The 15437-nt window shown below is 61.8% G+C and carries 15 protein-coding genes, 1 tRNA gene and 1 riboswitch; of the genes, 14 read left to right on the forward strand and 2 right to left on the reverse strand.

Annotation, left to right across the window (positions count from 1 at the left end; translation table 11 throughout):
* Positions 1-10: 10 nt before the first annotated feature.
* On the reverse strand, positions 11-664 hold the full coding sequence (locus tag AC2FH6_RS04825; protein ID WP_142635071.1) for a protein-L-isoaspartate O-methyltransferase family protein: 654 nt from the start codon (positions 662-664) through the stop codon (positions 11-13).
* 228 nt (positions 665-892) lie between these two features.
* Here AC2FH6_RS04825 and AC2FH6_RS04830 point away from each other — a divergent pair.
* The 8 genes from AC2FH6_RS04830 to cobJ all read left to right on the forward strand — a co-directional run bounded on the left by AC2FH6_RS04830 (position 893) and on the right by cobJ (position 9575).
* Positions 893-966 (forward strand) — tRNA-Cys (locus AC2FH6_RS04830).
* 351 nt (positions 967-1317) lie between these two features.
* Positions 1318-1524: riboswitch (cobalamin riboswitch) on the forward strand.
* A 94-nt stretch (positions 1525-1618) separates the two neighbouring features.
* Positions 1619-1993, forward strand: a complete 375-nt coding sequence (locus AC2FH6_RS04835; protein WP_142632902.1) for a DUF1636 family protein — start codon at positions 1619-1621, stop codon at positions 1991-1993.
* 2 nt (positions 1994-1995) lie between these two features.
* Positions 1996-3051, forward strand: a complete 1056-nt coding sequence (gene cobW / locus AC2FH6_RS04840; protein WP_496692412.1) for a cobalamin biosynthesis protein CobW — start codon at positions 1996-1998, stop codon at positions 3049-3051.
* A 3-nt stretch (positions 3052-3054) separates the two neighbouring features.
* Entirely contained in the window at positions 3055-6348 is a 3294-nt protein-coding gene (gene cobN, locus AC2FH6_RS04845; protein ID WP_496701431.1) for a cobaltochelatase subunit CobN, read from the forward strand.
* Entirely contained in the window at positions 6345-7472 is a 1128-nt protein-coding gene (cobG, locus tag AC2FH6_RS04850; RefSeq protein ID WP_496701433.1) for a precorrin-3B synthase, read from the forward strand. Before cobN ends, cobG begins: the two co-directional genes overlap by 4 nt.
* The gene (locus tag AC2FH6_RS04855) at positions 7472-8101 is read left to right on the forward strand and encodes a precorrin-8X methylmutase (protein WP_496701435.1); all 630 of its coding nucleotides are present in this window, start codon (positions 7472-7474) and stop codon (positions 8099-8101) included. The genes cobG and AC2FH6_RS04855 overlap by 1 nt, the downstream gene beginning before the upstream one ends.
* On the forward strand, positions 8098-8826 hold the full coding sequence (locus tag AC2FH6_RS04860) for a precorrin-2 C(20)-methyltransferase (RefSeq protein WP_496701437.1): 729 nt from the start codon (positions 8098-8100) through the stop codon (positions 8824-8826). Before AC2FH6_RS04855 ends, AC2FH6_RS04860 begins: the two co-directional genes overlap by 4 nt.
* On the forward strand, positions 8823-9575 hold the full coding sequence (gene cobJ, locus AC2FH6_RS04865; protein ID WP_496701439.1) for a precorrin-3B C(17)-methyltransferase: 753 nt from the start codon (positions 8823-8825) through the stop codon (positions 9573-9575). Before AC2FH6_RS04860 ends, cobJ begins: the two co-directional genes overlap by 4 nt.
* On the opposite strand, the gene AC2FH6_RS04870 is transcribed toward cobJ, so the two are convergent.
* Entirely contained in the window at positions 9548-10297 is a 750-nt protein-coding gene (locus AC2FH6_RS04870; RefSeq protein ID WP_496701441.1) for a cobalt-precorrin-6A reductase, read from the reverse strand. The two genes, cobJ and AC2FH6_RS04870, sit on opposite strands and share 28 nt — an antisense overlap.
* Between AC2FH6_RS04870 and cbiE the strand changes: the two genes are divergently transcribed.
* From cbiE to cobF, 6 genes are read left to right on the forward strand one after another with little or no spacing between them, the layout of a single operon-like run.
* Positions 10296-11495 (forward strand): precorrin-6y C5,15-methyltransferase (decarboxylating) subunit CbiE, encoded by a 1200-nt coding sequence (gene cbiE, locus AC2FH6_RS04875; RefSeq protein ID WP_496701442.1) that lies wholly within the window; start codon positions 10296-10298, stop codon positions 11493-11495. The genes AC2FH6_RS04870 and cbiE overlap by 2 nt on opposite strands.
* A complete protein-coding gene (locus tag AC2FH6_RS04880; RefSeq protein WP_496701523.1) occupies positions 11492-11860 on the forward strand; it encodes a cobalamin biosynthesis protein in 369 nt (122 codons plus the stop codon). Before cbiE ends, AC2FH6_RS04880 begins: the two co-directional genes overlap by 4 nt.
* Positions 11857-12651 (forward strand): precorrin-4 C(11)-methyltransferase, encoded by a 795-nt coding sequence (cobM, locus tag AC2FH6_RS04885; protein ID WP_496701444.1) that lies wholly within the window; start codon positions 11857-11859, stop codon positions 12649-12651. Before AC2FH6_RS04880 ends, cobM begins: the two co-directional genes overlap by 4 nt.
* Positions 12638-13960, forward strand: a complete 1323-nt coding sequence (locus tag AC2FH6_RS04890) for a cobyrinic acid a,c-diamide synthase CobB (protein ID WP_496701446.1) — start codon at positions 12638-12640, stop codon at positions 13958-13960. Before cobM ends, AC2FH6_RS04890 begins: the two co-directional genes overlap by 14 nt.
* Entirely contained in the window at positions 13957-14685 is a 729-nt protein-coding gene (cobA, locus tag AC2FH6_RS04895) for a uroporphyrinogen-III C-methyltransferase (protein WP_496701447.1), read from the forward strand. The genes AC2FH6_RS04890 and cobA overlap by 4 nt, the downstream gene beginning before the upstream one ends.
* Positions 14678-15421: a precorrin-6A synthase (deacetylating) gene (gene cobF, locus AC2FH6_RS04900; RefSeq protein WP_496700610.1), complete on the forward strand. Its 744-nt coding sequence runs from the start codon at positions 14678-14680 to the stop codon at positions 15419-15421. The genes cobA and cobF overlap by 8 nt, the downstream gene beginning before the upstream one ends.
* The last annotated feature ends 16 nt before the right edge of the window (positions 15422-15437 follow it).

A 15437-nucleotide genomic window follows, 5' to 3' on the forward strand; every position in this document is an offset into this window, starting at 1 on the left:
TGCCCGCCGACTATAGCGAAAATGCACTCTCGGCCGAGAAGGCTTTCAGAACAGGTGCACTGGCGTTGAATGCCTGGCGCCAGGTAACGCGATCGCCTGATTTGTGGCCTATACGGACTGTCCCAAGATCACCTTCCATGAACAGGCAGGCGATACGCCCATGATCCTTAAGCTGGTCAATCAATGCAGACGGAACCTCTTCTACGCCGCCCTGGATCATGACCACGTCATAAGGCCCATGCTCGGCAGCGCCCTCATCCAGCGGCCCCACGTGAACAACCACATTATCCGCGTCAGCCTCCATCAGCAGCGTTTGCGCTTCGGCAGCTAGCGCTTCATCCGCTTCCACCGCTACGACCAACTGCGCCATACGGGCTGCAACAGCCGTCGAATATCCCAGCGCCGGAGCAATATCCAGAACAACCTCATCATTGGTAATGTTCAGCACATCCAGCATCTTGGCCAGTGTTCTCGGTTCCAGAATGCAGCGTCCAGCCTCAAGTTCTATCAAACCCTCGACATAGGCGGCTTCGCGTTGCGCGTCTGGCACAAAATTCTCGCGCTTGACGGACAGCATGGCATCAATGATCGGGAACTTGGTAACGTCCGAAGGCCGGACCTGCGTATCGACCATGGTGCGGCGGCGGGCTGCGAAATCTGTCATTGGATCGCTCATTCATTTCCCAAGGTTGCTGGGCTTGTGCCACATCCCGGGCAAACCAGCAACGGCCCGCAAGCGGAAACTTTCGTCTGTCGTGAAGATTTTAGAGTGATCCGATTGGGTGATCCAATTTTCAGTTCGTCAAATTTAGACCGAACCCACTGGACGCCCCGGATTAAAGCTGCTAAAACGCCTGTCACACCACGGCAAGTATTTGATATTACTTGAAAAGGCGAGTTGGCGGAGTGGTGACGCAGCGGATTGCAAATCCGTGTACACCGGTTCGATTCCGGTACTCGCCTCCAATACTTTCAAACAGTTGCTTCGCATTCGGCTTTTCGAGCCTGCGACATGCCGTCTCGCCACGGCAGTGCTCTGCTGAGTCAAGCTTGACACCGGATTGATCAGAAGGCGGTGAACTCACTGGCTCGGCCGGTAAATTTGACCGCTCTATCGATTCCACGCGATATGCCCTTTGAAGTAACGGGCCCGCGAATCCTTTCGTCTGGATATCTTCGAGGTGCAAAGCCCAAATTCGCCTGCGGTCATTTTGCATATGGCTGACCAAACATGCCGCTGACAGGCATTGGCAGGTCGCTTTTCCATTCTCGATGATTTCCGTGCGTCTGCCGCGCTTGACAAGCCCCCTGCCCGTGCCGCATGTCCCATCCGTTGGTGTCTGCACATGCAGATGAAAAGGGAATGCGTCAGCGGTCATCCGTCAAACGCAGCCGCCCCCGCGACCGTGACCGGAGAGGGTGCCCAAAGCCACTGGCCAGACAGGCCGGGAAGGCGGGACATCTGCCAGAGGCCAGCCTCTGACATCCGCAAGCCGGGAGACCTGCCAACATCCGAAGTTGAAACCGGACGGGGTGATCCGGTGTCGGGCCCATGTCGCAATACGTGGCCCGCATGAAACCCCGTCCCCCGCGAAGAGGATTTGGGGGGATGAGAGACATGACCGAGACCACACCTGTTGAACTGCTGGTGTGCACGACCTGCCGCCGCGGCCTGCCCGTCGAGAATGATGCAGATCGTCCTGGGGCGTTGCTGCACAAGGCGTTGGAGCAGGCAGAACTTCCTGATGGCGTCACTTTGAAGGCAGTAGAATGCCTTTCAAATTGCGATCAGGGCTGCTCGATTGTGCTGCGTGGCGGACCCAAACGTTGGACCTTTGTCTATGAGCATCTCGATGAAACCGATCATGTCGAGACCATTGTTGAAGGCGCGACCAAATATCTCGCGACCCAAGATGGCCTCGTTAAATGGCGCGAACGTCCTGAACATTTCCGCAAAAACTGTGCGGCCCGCATTCCCCCGATTGGAGCTTAGATATGAGCAATCTCGAAAAACTGCCCGTCACTGTGATCACCGGCTTTCTGGGCTCGGGAAAGACCACGCTGGTGCGTCATCTGATGCAGAACCCGCAGGGCAAGCGCCTGGCCATTGTGGTCAACGAGTTTGGAGATGTTGGCGTCGATGGCGATATCCTCAAATCCTGCGCGATCCCCGATTGCCCGGCGGAAAACATCATGGAATTGGCCAATGGATGCATCTGCTGCACCGTGGCAGATGATTTCATCCCGACCATCGAGGCGCTGATGGCGCTAGAGCCGCGCCCCGATCACATTCTGATCGAAACCTCTGGCTTGGCCCTGCCCAAGCCGCTGCTGAAAGCGTTCGACTGGCCGGATATCCGCTCGAAAATCACCGTGGATGGCGTAATTGCTCTGGCCGATGCCGAAGCTGTGGCCGCCGGTCGCTTTGCCCCAAATGTCGCTGCGGTGGATGCCCAGCGCCTGGCCGATGACTCGATTGATCACGAAACGCCGCTATCCGAGGTGTTCGAGGACCAGATCTCCTGCGCCGACATCATTCTGCTGACCAAGCCTGATCTTGCTGGCCCCGAGGGGGTCGCCAAGGCCAAGGAAATCATCGCGGCAGAGGCTCCGCGCCCGCTGCCCGTGGTCGAAGTGGCCGAAGGCGCTGTGGATGTACGTGTTGTGCTGGGGCTTGAGGCCGCTGCCGAAGATGACATGGAGGCACGTCCCAGCCATCACGATGGCCACCACGATCACGAGCATGATGATTTCGAAAGCATCATTGTTGAACTGCCGGAACAGACCGATCCGGCCCAGTTGGTCGCCAATATCGAACGTCTGGCGAATGAACTGAACATCCTGCGGGTAAAAGGCTATGCCGCTGTTGCCGGCAAACCCATGCGCCTTTTGGTGCAGGCTGTCGGGGCCCGTGTGCGTCATCAGTACGACCGCCCGTGGGAGCCAGGTGAAGACCGCCGCTCGCGTCTGGTGGTCATCGCCGAACATGACGACATCAAAGAGGCCGAAATCCGCGATATCCTCGTGGGTGTAACCGAGGCTGCCGAGTAAGCCATGCACGTCGTCTTCCGCGAAAGCCACGGGTTAGAGGAAACGGAGACCCCAACCGATCTGGGCCAGAGCCCGGCGGATCTGGTGGTGCTGTCCTTTTCCGACAGTGACCTTGGCGCTTTCGCGGCAGGCTGGCATCGGGGGGGTGGACCCGAAGGTCGGATGCCGACCCTGCGGCTGGCCAATCTAACGGCGCTGAAGCACCCGCTTTCTGTCGACACCTATGTCGAGCAGACGCTGGAGGGCGCCAAAGGCATCCTGATCCGCCTGATCGGTGGCGTGCCCTACTGGTCCTATGGCTTGCAGCAGGTTCTGGCACTGGCTCAAGCCAAGGGCATTGCCGTTGCTGTGCTGCCTGCGGATGGACGTGAAGATACGCGGCTGGATGACTATTCTACCCTGCCCGTTTCAACCCTGCGGCGGCTGGCGCATCTTTGCGACACAGGCGGTGAGGTCGCAGCGCAGGCGGCACTGGCGCAGATGGCACTGGCAGCGGGGTTGTATGCCGGGCCGGTGATGGGTGCCAAGACGATCCCGGAATGCGGCGCGTGGTGCCCGGATCGGGGGGTCATCCCTGCGGACACAGCCTTCGACGGTGATGCCAAGCGCATCCTGGTGACTTTCTATCGTGCCTATCTGACCTCGGCTGACACGGCCCCTGTTGCAGCCGTGATCCACCGCCTACGCGCCCGTGGGTTCCAGGCCATCGGCCTGTTTGCGCAGTCCCTCAAGGCCCCTGCCGCCGCCGATTGGCTGCGCGAACAGGCCGTGGTGCTGGCCCCCTCGGCCATCATCAACGCTACATCCTTTTCGGGCAAAGGCGCCTCGGGCACCTCCCCGTTGGACGCCGCCAATGTGCCGGTGTTTCAGGTCGCCTTGTCCACCGCACGCCGCAAGGCCTGGGTCGATGCAGAACGCGGGCTGTCCCCCGCCGACCTCGCAATGCATGTGGTCCTGCCCGAGGTGGATGGCCGCATTTCGGCGGGCATCGCTTCGTTCAAGGAACCGGGCAAGCGCGACCCGTATCTGGAATATTCCCGTTTTGCCCACCGCCCCGAGCCGGAACGGGTTGAGGCGATCATTGATCGGGTGGACGGCTGGCTGCGCCTAAGCGACAAACCCAAGCCAGATCAGGTCCCAGCGTTGGTGCTGTCGACTTATCCCGGCAAGGACTGGCAGATGGCCCATGCGGTTGGCCTGGATGCGCTGGCCTCGGCCGAGGCGATGCTGTCTGATCTGCAGGCCGAAGGCTATGACACCGCACCTGGCGCGCCGATTGCCGAGACGCTTCTGGATGCGCGACTGTCTTGGCCGCTCGCGGCCTATCAGACCGCGCTGGCAGACTTGCCGGAACAGTTGCAAACGGATCTGCAATCCATCTGGGGCAAGCCTGAGGACGACCCGGTTTTTGCCGATGGTGCGTTCCACTTTACCGCCTTGAACCGGGGCAAGACACTGATCGCGCTGCAACCGGAACGCGGCACGCCCGAGCTGCGCGATGACGACTATCACGATCTTTCGCGCACCCCGCGCCACAGCTATGTTGCCTTCTATCTCTGGCTGCGTAAGGGGCATGGCGCGGATGCGCTGATCCATATCGGCGCGCATGGCACGCTGGAGTGGTTGCCTGGTAAATCCGTTGCTCTGTCGGCAAATTGCTGGCCCGAGGCGTTGGTCCGCGATCTGCCGGTGATCTACCCCTTTATCGTGAATGACCCCGGCGAGGCCGCACAGGCCAAGCGCCGGATCGGCGCGGTTACACTGGGCCATATCCCGCCCCCGATGCGCACAAGCGACACACCGGACCGTATGGTGCGGCTGGAATCCCTGCTGGACGAATTCTCGAACGCCGACGGGCTGGACCCCAAACGCCGCGACCGACTACAAGAAGACATACGGGATGAGGCGCAGGCCATTGGTCTGGAAAGCGATCTGGGTCTGAATCAGGCAACCTGTACCGCCGAAGCGATCACCCGTATCGACCGATTTGTCTGCGACATCAAAGAAAGCCAGTTCGGCGACGGCTTGCACGTCTTTGGCCGCGTCCCCGAAGTGACCGGCAATTTTGATGCCACGCCTTCGGCGCATGCGGAACGTCAATCACTTTTGGACGCACTGGCCGGGAAACGGATCGAGGCTGGCCCGTCTGGCTCACCCTATCGCGGGCGCTCGGACGTGCTGCCGACAGGGCGAAATCTTTACACCACCGATCCGCGTTCGGTTCCAACACGCGCGGCCTATACCCAAGGTGTCAAACTGGCCGAGGAACTAGTGCGGCGGCATCTGCAGGAAGAAGGCGATTACCCCAAGGGGCTGATTGTCGACCTCTGGGGCTCGGCCACGATGCGCACTGCGGGTGAAGAATTCGCCATGGCGCTTCACCTGCTGGGTGTGAAACCGGTTTGGGACAAGGGGTCGGAGCGGGTTTCCGGTATCGAGGTGCTGCCAATCACTGATCTCAGCCGTCCACGGCTAGACGTGACCTTGCGTGTCTCGGGCCTGTTCCGCGATGTATTCCCGACGCTTTCTGCGCTGTATGGCCAGGCAGTGCGAGCATTGTGTGAACGGGACGAGGCAGCAGACTGGAACCCATATGCCGGGCAGGCACCGGCCGCCCGTGTCTATGGCCCCGCCCCCGGCAGCTATGGCCTGAACATGACGCAGCTATCCGAAATCTATACGGACGAAGCGCGGGCACAGGCCGGTCAGGCTTGGCTGGACGCCAGTTCCTTTGCGCTTGAGGGCGAGCAAATTGCACGGGATGTCGATGGTATAACCCAACGCGTTGCCCACGCCGATAGCTTTGTTCACCTTCAGGACCTGACCGAAACCGATCTGCTGTTGGCCAATGACTATGCCACGCATGAGGCCGGTTTTGCCGCCGCCAAGAAAGCCACTGGCGGTACTGCGCAGCTGTACCATCTGGACAATACCAACCCAGACACCCCCCGTGCCCGAACCCTGTCTGAGGAAATCAGCCGCGTTGTCCACGCGCGCGCGGCTAATCCTGACTGGATCGCAGGAATGCAACGGCACGGATTTCGCGGTGCCGCCGAGATCGCGGCAACGCTGGATCATATGGCAAGCTTTGCCCATCTGTCGGGAACCGTAGCACCGCATCTGTTTGACATCTACCACGATGCCACACTGGGTAACGCCGAGGTTGATGCCTTTCTGCAAGAGAACAACCCACAGGCGCATCAGGCCATGCAGGATCGGTTCCGTGCGCTGCTCGAGGCTGGCCTGTGGAACACGCGCCGAAACTCGATCCGAGCCGATCTGGAGGGGTTGGGATGAGTGCACCGATCGTTCAGGGCTGGTGCCCCGGCGCCCATCGCCCGATGATGTCGGGGGACGGGTTGGTCGTGCGGGTTCGGCCGCGGCTGGCGCGCCTTGAGGCTGCGCAGATGTTAGGCCTGTGCGAACTTGCCGACCGGTTTGGCAATGGCACAATTGACCTGACCAACCGCGCCAATCTGCAACTGCGCGGTGTGGCCGAGGCCGATCACCAACCTTTGCTAGAAGAACTCGCTGCGCTGAACCTTTTGGATGCGGAACCGGGTATCGAGGTGCGGCGCAATATTCTGGTGACGCCGCTCTACCAATCCGGCGATCTTACCGCACGACTGACGCAGGAACTGATCGACCGGTTGGGTGAATTGCCGTCGCTACCAGCCAAGTTTGGGTTTGCCATCGACACCGGACCAAATCGCCTGTTGGTCGGGGATTCGGCGGATATCCGGCTGGAGACAGGCCCCGAGGGGCTGATCCTACGCGCTGATGGCGCCGAAACAGGGCGTCGCGTGACCGAAAAAATCGCCATCGACCACCTGATCGCGCTGGCCGAATGGTTCGCGGATCACCAAACTCCCGAGGCCCGGCGCATGGCCCGCGTGGTTGCGTCACAGGATTTGCCGTCAGAATGCCAAGGCAGCGCACCGGGTGATGTTGGCGCACTGCCTGAACCGGGTATCGTGGAACTGGGTGCGTTTTACGGAGCCGCGTTCGGTCAGTTGCCAGCGCGCGCGCTTGCGGGGCTGATTGAGACCTGCGGTGCCTCTGCGCTGCGGGTCACCCCTTGGCGGCTGCTCCTGATGGAAGGCGGGGCGGCGATACCCGCCCCAGCGTTCGTCACCGATGGCACCGACCCGCTGATGACCACTGACGCCTGCCCCGGCGCCCCGCTCTGCCCGCAGGCGCAGGTGGAGACCCGCGATATCGCCCGCGCGCTTGCCTCGCGTATTCCCGGCCACTTGCATGTCTCGGGCTGTGCCAAAGGATGCGCGCGCATGGGACCAGCTGATGTCACCCTGGTCGGCCACGATGGTCGATTTGATCTTGTCAAACAAGGCCGCGCGGGAGATGAGCCAAACCTGCGCGGGTTAAGCCCCGAAACACTTTTGACCATGGACTTCTCCTGATGCCTTATAAATACGAAACCGACGGCGCGGCGATCTACAAACAAAGCTTTGCCACCATCCGTTCCGAGGCCGATCTGGCACGGTTCGACGCCGATGAGGAACAGGTCGCCGTTCGGATGATCCACGCGGCAGGTATGGTGGGGTTGGAAGAGTTCGTGCATTTCTCAACCGGTTTTGTGACCTCGGCCCGTGCCGCGTTGGAAGACGGCGCACCGATCCTGTGCGACGCCCGCATGGTCAGCGAGGGTGTGACCCGGTTCCGCCTGCCCGCCGATAACGAAGTGATCTGCACCCTGCACGACGAACGTGTGCGTCCGCTGGCTGCCGAGATGAGCAACACCCGGTCCGCCGCTGCGCTGGAGTTGTGGCGCCCGCATCTGCAAGGCGCCGTGGTGGCCATCGGTAATGCGCCCACCGCCCTGTTCCACCTGCTGAACATGCTGGAAGACCCCGACTGCCCGCGCCCTGCGGCCATCATCGGCTGCCCGGTGGGCTTTGTCGGTGCGGTCGAATCTAAAGACGCTCTGTGGGAGGCGCAGCCAGTGCCGTCCTGCATCGTCAAGGGTCGCCTTGGTGGCAGCGCCATCACGGTGGCCGCGGTCAACGCCATCGCGAGCCGCGCCGAATGAACGCGGGCAAGATATACGGTGTCGGCCTCGGCCCCGGCGATCCGGACCTGATGAGCGTCAGGGCCGACCGCCTACTGCGCACTGCCCGTCACGTGGCCTTTTTCCGCAAACCGGGTCGCAGTGGTCAGGCGCGCAAGATCGTCAATGGCATGATCCCCGAAGGTGCAGTGGAATTCCCGATGGAATACCCCGTGACCACAGAAATTCCATTGAGTGATCCGCGGTACAATGAGCTGCTCTCGGCGTTTTATGAAGATTGTGCTGCGCATCTGAAGACACTGTCGGATCAGGGCGAAGACGTGGTGGTCCTGTGCGAGGGTGATCCGTTCTTCTACGGATCATTCATGCATCTTTACAATCGATTACGTGGCGAGGCTAAAGTTGAAGTCGTGCCTGCGATCACCGGTATGTCCGGCGCGTGGACCGCAACCGGCGACCCCATCACCTGGGGAGACGACGTATTGACCGTGCTGGTCGGCACATTGCCCGAAGACGATCTGGCCCACCGAATGGCCCAAACCGACGCGCTGGTGGTGATGAAGATCGGGCGCAATATCGACAAAGTGAAGCGGGCCCTGAAGACGGCCGGTTTGTATGACCGTGCTTGGATCGTGGAATACGCTCAGATGCCCAATCAACGCGTGTGCAAATTGTCGGAAAATTGCGAGGGGATTACTCCGTATTTCTCGATCATCATCGTTCACGGACAAGGGCGGCGGCCATGAGCGGTTGGGTCAAGATCGCAGGACTCGGGCCAGGAAACGAGGCTTTGGTGACGCCCGAAGTGACCGCTGCGCTGGCTGGGGCGACGGATGTCGTCGGCTACATTCCTTACGTCGCGCGCATCGCCGAACGTCCCGGCCTGACGCTGCATGCCAGCGACAACCGGGTTGAGATCGACCGCTCTCAGCATGCGTTGCAAATGGCGGCCGAAGGGAAGCGCGTAGTGGTCGTATCCTCGGGCGATCCGGGTGTATTTGCCATGGCAGCAGCGGTGTTCGAAGCGCTGGAGAACGGCCCCCGTGAATGGCGAGACCTACCGGTTGAAGTGCTGCCCGGGATCACTGCGATGCTTGCGGCCTCCGCCCGCGCTGGTGCCCCGCTGGGGCATGATTTCTGCACCATCAACCTGAGTGACAACCTTAAACCTTGGCCTCTGATTGAGAAGCGCCTGCGTCTGGCCGCGCAAGCGGATTTCGCGATGGCGTTTTACAACCCCCGCTCGAAATCCCGCCCCGAAGGCTTTGTCAAAACGCTGGAAATCCTGCGCGAAGAATGTGAACCCGAGCGGCTGATCCTGTTCGCCCGCGCTGTCAGCCGGGCGGATGAGGCAATCCGGATTTCAACCTTGGTCGAGGCCACGCCTGATATGGCCGATATGCAGACCGTTGTCATCGTCGGCTCATCGCTGACCCGCGTGATAGAACGCGCCGGTGACCCGATCGTCTATACGCCGAGGTTCACCCCGGAATGAGCCAGCCAGTCCAGAACCTGCGGAACGCTCGACAGTTCCAGCCGCTGCGGCAGGGCTGGACGGTCGATCATCAACACCGGTATGTCCAGAGCCCGCGCGGCGTCCAGCTTGGCGCGCGCGCCGGCGCCGCCCGCGTTCTTGGATACCACCAGCTGCGTGCCGTGGCGCTGCATCAACGCCCGGTCATCAGCCTCGGCAAAGGGTCCGCGCGCCACGACGACCTCGCAATTCGGCAAGGGCAGGACATCGGGTTCATCCACCAGCCGCAACAGGTAATGGTGCTGGGGCTGGCTGACGAAATCTTCGAGATGCATGCGCCCGACCGCAAGAAACACGCGCTGCGGATTACCGGACAAAGCGGCCACCGCTGCGGCGATATCCGGGACGCGCAGCCAGGTGTCACCGGGCTGCGGTGCCCATCCGGGCCGTGTCAGCGCCGCCAGCGGAATCTGTGCCTCATGGCAGGCCTCAATCGCGTTACGGCTCATCCCGGCGGCAAAAGGGTGGGTCGCGTCGATCACGTGGCTTATGCCGTGGTCATGGATATATTTCACCAGCCCTTCGGCCCCACCGAACCCGCCAACACGTACCGGCAGAAGTTGCGGGCGCGGATTGTCGACACGCCCGGCATAGGAATAGGTCGCGGGAATACCCAGATCCGCGATGGCTTTTGCCAGCGCGTTGGCCTCGGTCGTGCCGCCCAATATCAGGAGGTTGGACATGTCTGAAGCTCCGTGGCTGACCGTTTTGGGTTTGGGCGAAGATGGACTGGATGGCTTGCCCCCCGCAAGCCGTCAAGTGCTGGAACGCGCTGAAATCATCATGGGGCCACCGCGACACCTGTCCTTGGTTCCCGATTTCGGAGCCCAGCAGGTGGAATGGCCTGTGCCCTTTGCCGATGGTCTGCCGATCCTGACCGGTTTTCGCGGGCGATCAACCGTGGTTCTGGCCTCGGGCGATCCGTTCTGGTTCGGCGCCGGATCCGTGATCGCACGGAATTTCGAGGCCGGGGAATGGACCGCCCTACCCGGCCAATCCACTTTTTCGCTGGCCGCTGCGCGGTTGGGCTGGCCGCTGGAAAGCACGCAGACATTTGGTCTGCACGCGGCCCCGCTGACCCGGCTGCGCCCGCATCTGGCCCCCGGCCTGCGCGCGATTCTGCTGTTGCGCGATGGTAAGGCCGTGACGGAACTTGCCACCTATCTGACTGACACCGGCTTTGCCGACACACACCTACATGTGATGGAGGCTCTGGGTGGCCCGCGCGAACGGGCGCGCAGTGTCTCGCTGACCGAGGCGCTGCTGGGTGGGTTCGATCACCCGGTCTGCGTCGGGCTCGAGGTTGCTGGCGGCGGGCAGGCCTTTCCGCGCGCCTCTGGCAAACCGGATGAGATTTTTGAGACCGACGGCCAGATCACCAAACGCCCTATCCGTGCGCTGACCCTTTCGGCGCTGGCCCCGCAGCGGGACGAGCATCTGTGGGACATTGGCGGCGGCACCGGGTCAATCAGCATCGAATGGCTGATGTGTGATCCAACGCTCAGCGCCACAACGATCGAACCCCGCGAAGACCGCGCCGAGCGCATTCGCCGAAATGCCGACGCGCTGGGTCAAGACCGGCTGCAGGTGGTGCACGGCAGCGCCCCGGATGCGCTTGACGGCCTGCCCCTGCCCGATGTGGTGTTCATAGGTGGCGGGCTGAGCAGTGAGCTGCTGCAATGGCTGCATACAACCCTGCCCTCCGGCACGCGGCTGGTGGCCAACGCGGTGACTTTGGAAAGCGAAGCTCTGCTAGCGCAGTGGCAGGATAGGCTGGGCGGTGAGCTGCTACGGATCGAACTGGCACAGGCTTCAGCCCTGGGGCCGCGACGCGGTTGGAAATCGGCCTATCCGGTGGTGCAATGGAGCGTCACGCTATGATCGTCGCAGGCATCGGATTTTCCTCGACCGCCACGGTGAACAGCCTGCGCGCCGCCTATGATCGGGCCAGTATCGGCCAATCTGTGGACGCGCTGGCCACGGTTGCCGACAAGGAAGGCCACGCCGCGCTGACAGATTTCGCCTCGGCCATTGCCCTGCCATTGCATTTCATTGCCCCCGCCGATCTGGCCGGGCAGCGCACCCTCACCTGCTCGACCCGCAGCCGCGCCACATATGGCACCGGCAGCGTGGCCGAAGCATCCGCCCTTGCCGCCGCCGGACCTGGTGCGCGGCTGATCTCACCCAGACAGATTTCAGACGACCGGCTGGCCACCTGCGCCATCGCCATCGGAGGACAGACATGACCGTTCATTTCATTGGCGCCGGACCGGGCGCCGCCGACCTGCTGACCCTGCGCGGTCGCGATATCATCGCCGCTTGCCCGGTCTGCCTGTATGCGGGTTCGCTGGTGCCAGAGGAAATTCTGGACCATTGCCCCGACGACGCCAAGATCGTGAACACGGCGGCGATGGATCTGGACCAGATCATGGCCGAAATCGCAACCGCACATCAGGCCGGTCTGGATGTTGCGCGACTGCATTCCGGCGACCTGTCGGTCTGGTCCGCGATGGGCGAGCAGATCCGCCGCCTGAAAGAGCTGGGCATCCCGGTCAGCGTGACCCCCGGCGTGCCGTCTTTTGCCGCTGCGGCCGCATCACTGGGCACGGAACTGACCCTGCCCGGACTTGCGCAATCAGTGGTCCTGACCCGGACACCGGGACGCGCATCGTCGATGCCCGAGGGCGAGACGTTGGCGAATTTTGCCCGTACCGGGGCGACGCTGGCCATCCACCTGTCGATCGGCAATCTGGACACTGTGATCGCCGATCTGACCCCGGCCTATGGCGCCGAATGCCCGGTGGCCGTGGTCTATCGTGCCAGCTGGCCCGACGAGCGGATCATCCGTGCGACGCTGGCGACGCTGAAAGACGCGCTGGACGAGAGCATCTCACGCACAGCGCTGATCATGGTGGGTCCAGCACTCGCTGGTGAAGGGTTTGACGAAAGCTGCCTGTATTCAAAGGATTACGACCGCCGGTATCGCCCGCAAAGCGCGGACAGCCCTTGGTCAAGCTGGAGCCATGGTGATGACTAACCCTCCGGGTATTCTGATTTCAGCACCGTCTTCGGGGACTGGCAAGACCACCGTGATGCTGGGCCTGCTGCGTGCGCTGGCCGAGGATGGCCTGACCGTCCAACCATTCAAAAGCGGCCCTGACTATATCGACCCGGCTTTTCACCGGGCGGCGGCTGGGCGCGCCTCGTTCAATCTGGACAGCTGGGCGATGGGCGATCCTCTGCTGAACGCAATATCGGCACAGGCTGACGGCGCGGATATCGTCGTAGCCGAAGGATCGATGGGTCTGTTCGACGGTGTCGCCAAACCCGGTGAGATTGGCCATGGATCTAGCGCGGAAACCGCGCAGCGTATGGGCTGGCCTGTGGTGTTGGTTCTGGATGTTGGCGGTCAGGCGCAATCAGCTGCAGCCACGGCGCTGGGGTTTCGGATGTACAACCCCGACCTGCCCTTTGCCGGGGTAATTTTGAACCGCTGCGCCAGCCCGCGCCACGAGCGTCTGACCCGGTTGGGTATGGAACGTGCAGGCCTGCCGGTTCTGGGCGTTCTGCCACGACGCGGAGACCTGACACTTCCCGAGCGGCACTTAGGTTTGATCCAGGCGGTGGAACATCCCGATCTGGAAAGCGCCATTGTCGGCTATGCTGCGTTCCTGCGTGAACATGTCGATCTGGAGGCGATCAAGCGGGCGGCTTCCTCAAGCCCAGATAGGCCATCGTCAGCCGTGCTGCCGCGCCCTCCGGCGCAGCGGATCGCACTGGCCCGGGATGCTGCGTTTTCATTCACCTATCCGCATTTGCTGGAAGGCTGGCGCACGGCGGGTGCAGAAATCCTACCGTTTTCACCACTGGCGAATGAAGCCCCTGCCCCGGATGCCGATCTGGTCTGGCTGCCGGGTGGGTATCCCGAGTTGCACGCAGGCACATTGGCCGCCGCCAACACCTTCCAGACTGGGCTGCGCAAACATGCCGAGACAAGACCTGTGCATGGCGAATGCGGGGGCTACATGGCGCTGGGTCAGGCGTTGATCGACAAAGAGGGTGCCCGGCACGAAATGGCGGGCCTTCTGGGCCTTGTGACCTCCTATGAAAAGCGCAAGTTCAACCTGGGTTATCGCAAGGCAGAATTACTGGCCTCGATGGCCGGATTTGCCGAAGGCACAGCGCTACGCGGGCATGAGTTCCACTATTCCTCGATCATCGAACAGCCTGACGCGCCGCTGGCACGCGTGTTCGACGCCGAAGGCGCGGAAGGCCCGCAAACCGGATCGGTGCGAGGCAATGTCACTGGGACATTCTTTCATCTGATCGCCGAGGCCTCGGTATGAGTGGTTTTGTGTCCTTCATCGGTTCAGGCCCCGGCGACCCGGAATTGCTGACGCTGAAGGCGGTAGACAGGTTGCAGAAAGCTGATGCGGTGCTGTTTGACGACCTCAGCAGCGGCCCGATCCTGAGCCATGCCCGCGAGGATGCTGACCTGGTTGGTGTCGGCAAACGCGCCGGGCGCCCCTCGCCCAAGCAGGATCACGTCAGCCGCTTGTTGGTCGAATATGCACAAACCGGTCAGCATGTTGTGCGGTTGAAATCCGGTGATGGCGGCATGTTCGGCCGGCTTGAAGAAGAACTGGTGGCCCTGCAAGAGGCCGGGATCGACTATGAAATCATCCCCGGCATCCCCTCGGCGGTAGCGGCGGCGGCAGCGGCAGGCATTCCGCTGACCCGGCGACTGACCGCGCGGCGCGTGCAATTCGTCACCGGCCACGATGTCAGTGGCAAACTGCCCGAAGATCTGAACCTGGCAGCACTGGCTGATCCACAGGCTACGACCGTCGTATTTATGGGCAAGCGCACCTTTCCCCTTTTGGTTGGCGCCCTGCATTCGCACGGCCTACCGCTGGACACGCCTGTATTGATGGCCGAATCCGTCTCGACCCCCGAACAAAAGCTGCAACGCTCGACCATCGGTGCCTTGTCGCAGCAGTTGGAAACCGAGATCGGCACCGCCCCGGCCCTGATCCTGTATGGACCTCTGGCAGAGTTCGAAAATGATTGACCTGACGCTGATCGGTATTGGCACCGGCAACCCGGATCATGTGACATTTCAAGGGGCGCAGGCGATCCGTTCGGCGGACCTGGTCCTGATCCCCCGCAAGGGCGAAAACAAGGCCGATCTGGCAGGGCTGCGCGAGCAGATCATCGCTCAGGTCGCGGATACTCCTCCGCAAATCGCGTATTTCGACATTCCCAAACGCCGTGCCGATGATGGCTATTTACGCGGAGTGGACGAATGGCACGACGCGATTGCATTGCGCTGGCAGGAGGCCATCGCAGCCCACCCGAAGGCCCGTCATGTGGCGCTGCTGATCTGGGGGGATCCGTCGCTGTATGACAGTTCGCTGCGAATCGCGGCACGTTTGACCCCTCAGCCAGAAACACGCGTGATTCCCGGCATCACAGCGCTGCAAGCGCTGACGGCGGCCCATGCGATTCCGATCAACGAACTGGGCGCGCCCTATATCGTCACAACTGGTCGTCGCATCCGGGACGAAGGATGGCCGGAAACCGCAGAAAACGTGGCGGTGATGCTGGATGGTGAATGTTCATTCCAAAACCTGGACATGGAAGACTTGGACATTTGGTGGGGCGCATATGTCGGCATGAAAGAGGAAATCCTGATCAAAGGCCCTTTGGCCGAGGTTGCGCAGCAGATTCTGGACCGCCGCGCCCATGCCCGTGCCGACCATGGTTGGATCATGGATATTTATTTGCTGAAAAAGCGCATAATCTGACACAATACGTCGCAAA

It is taken from the genome of Ruegeria sp. CDSC045 (assembly GCF_059610725.1).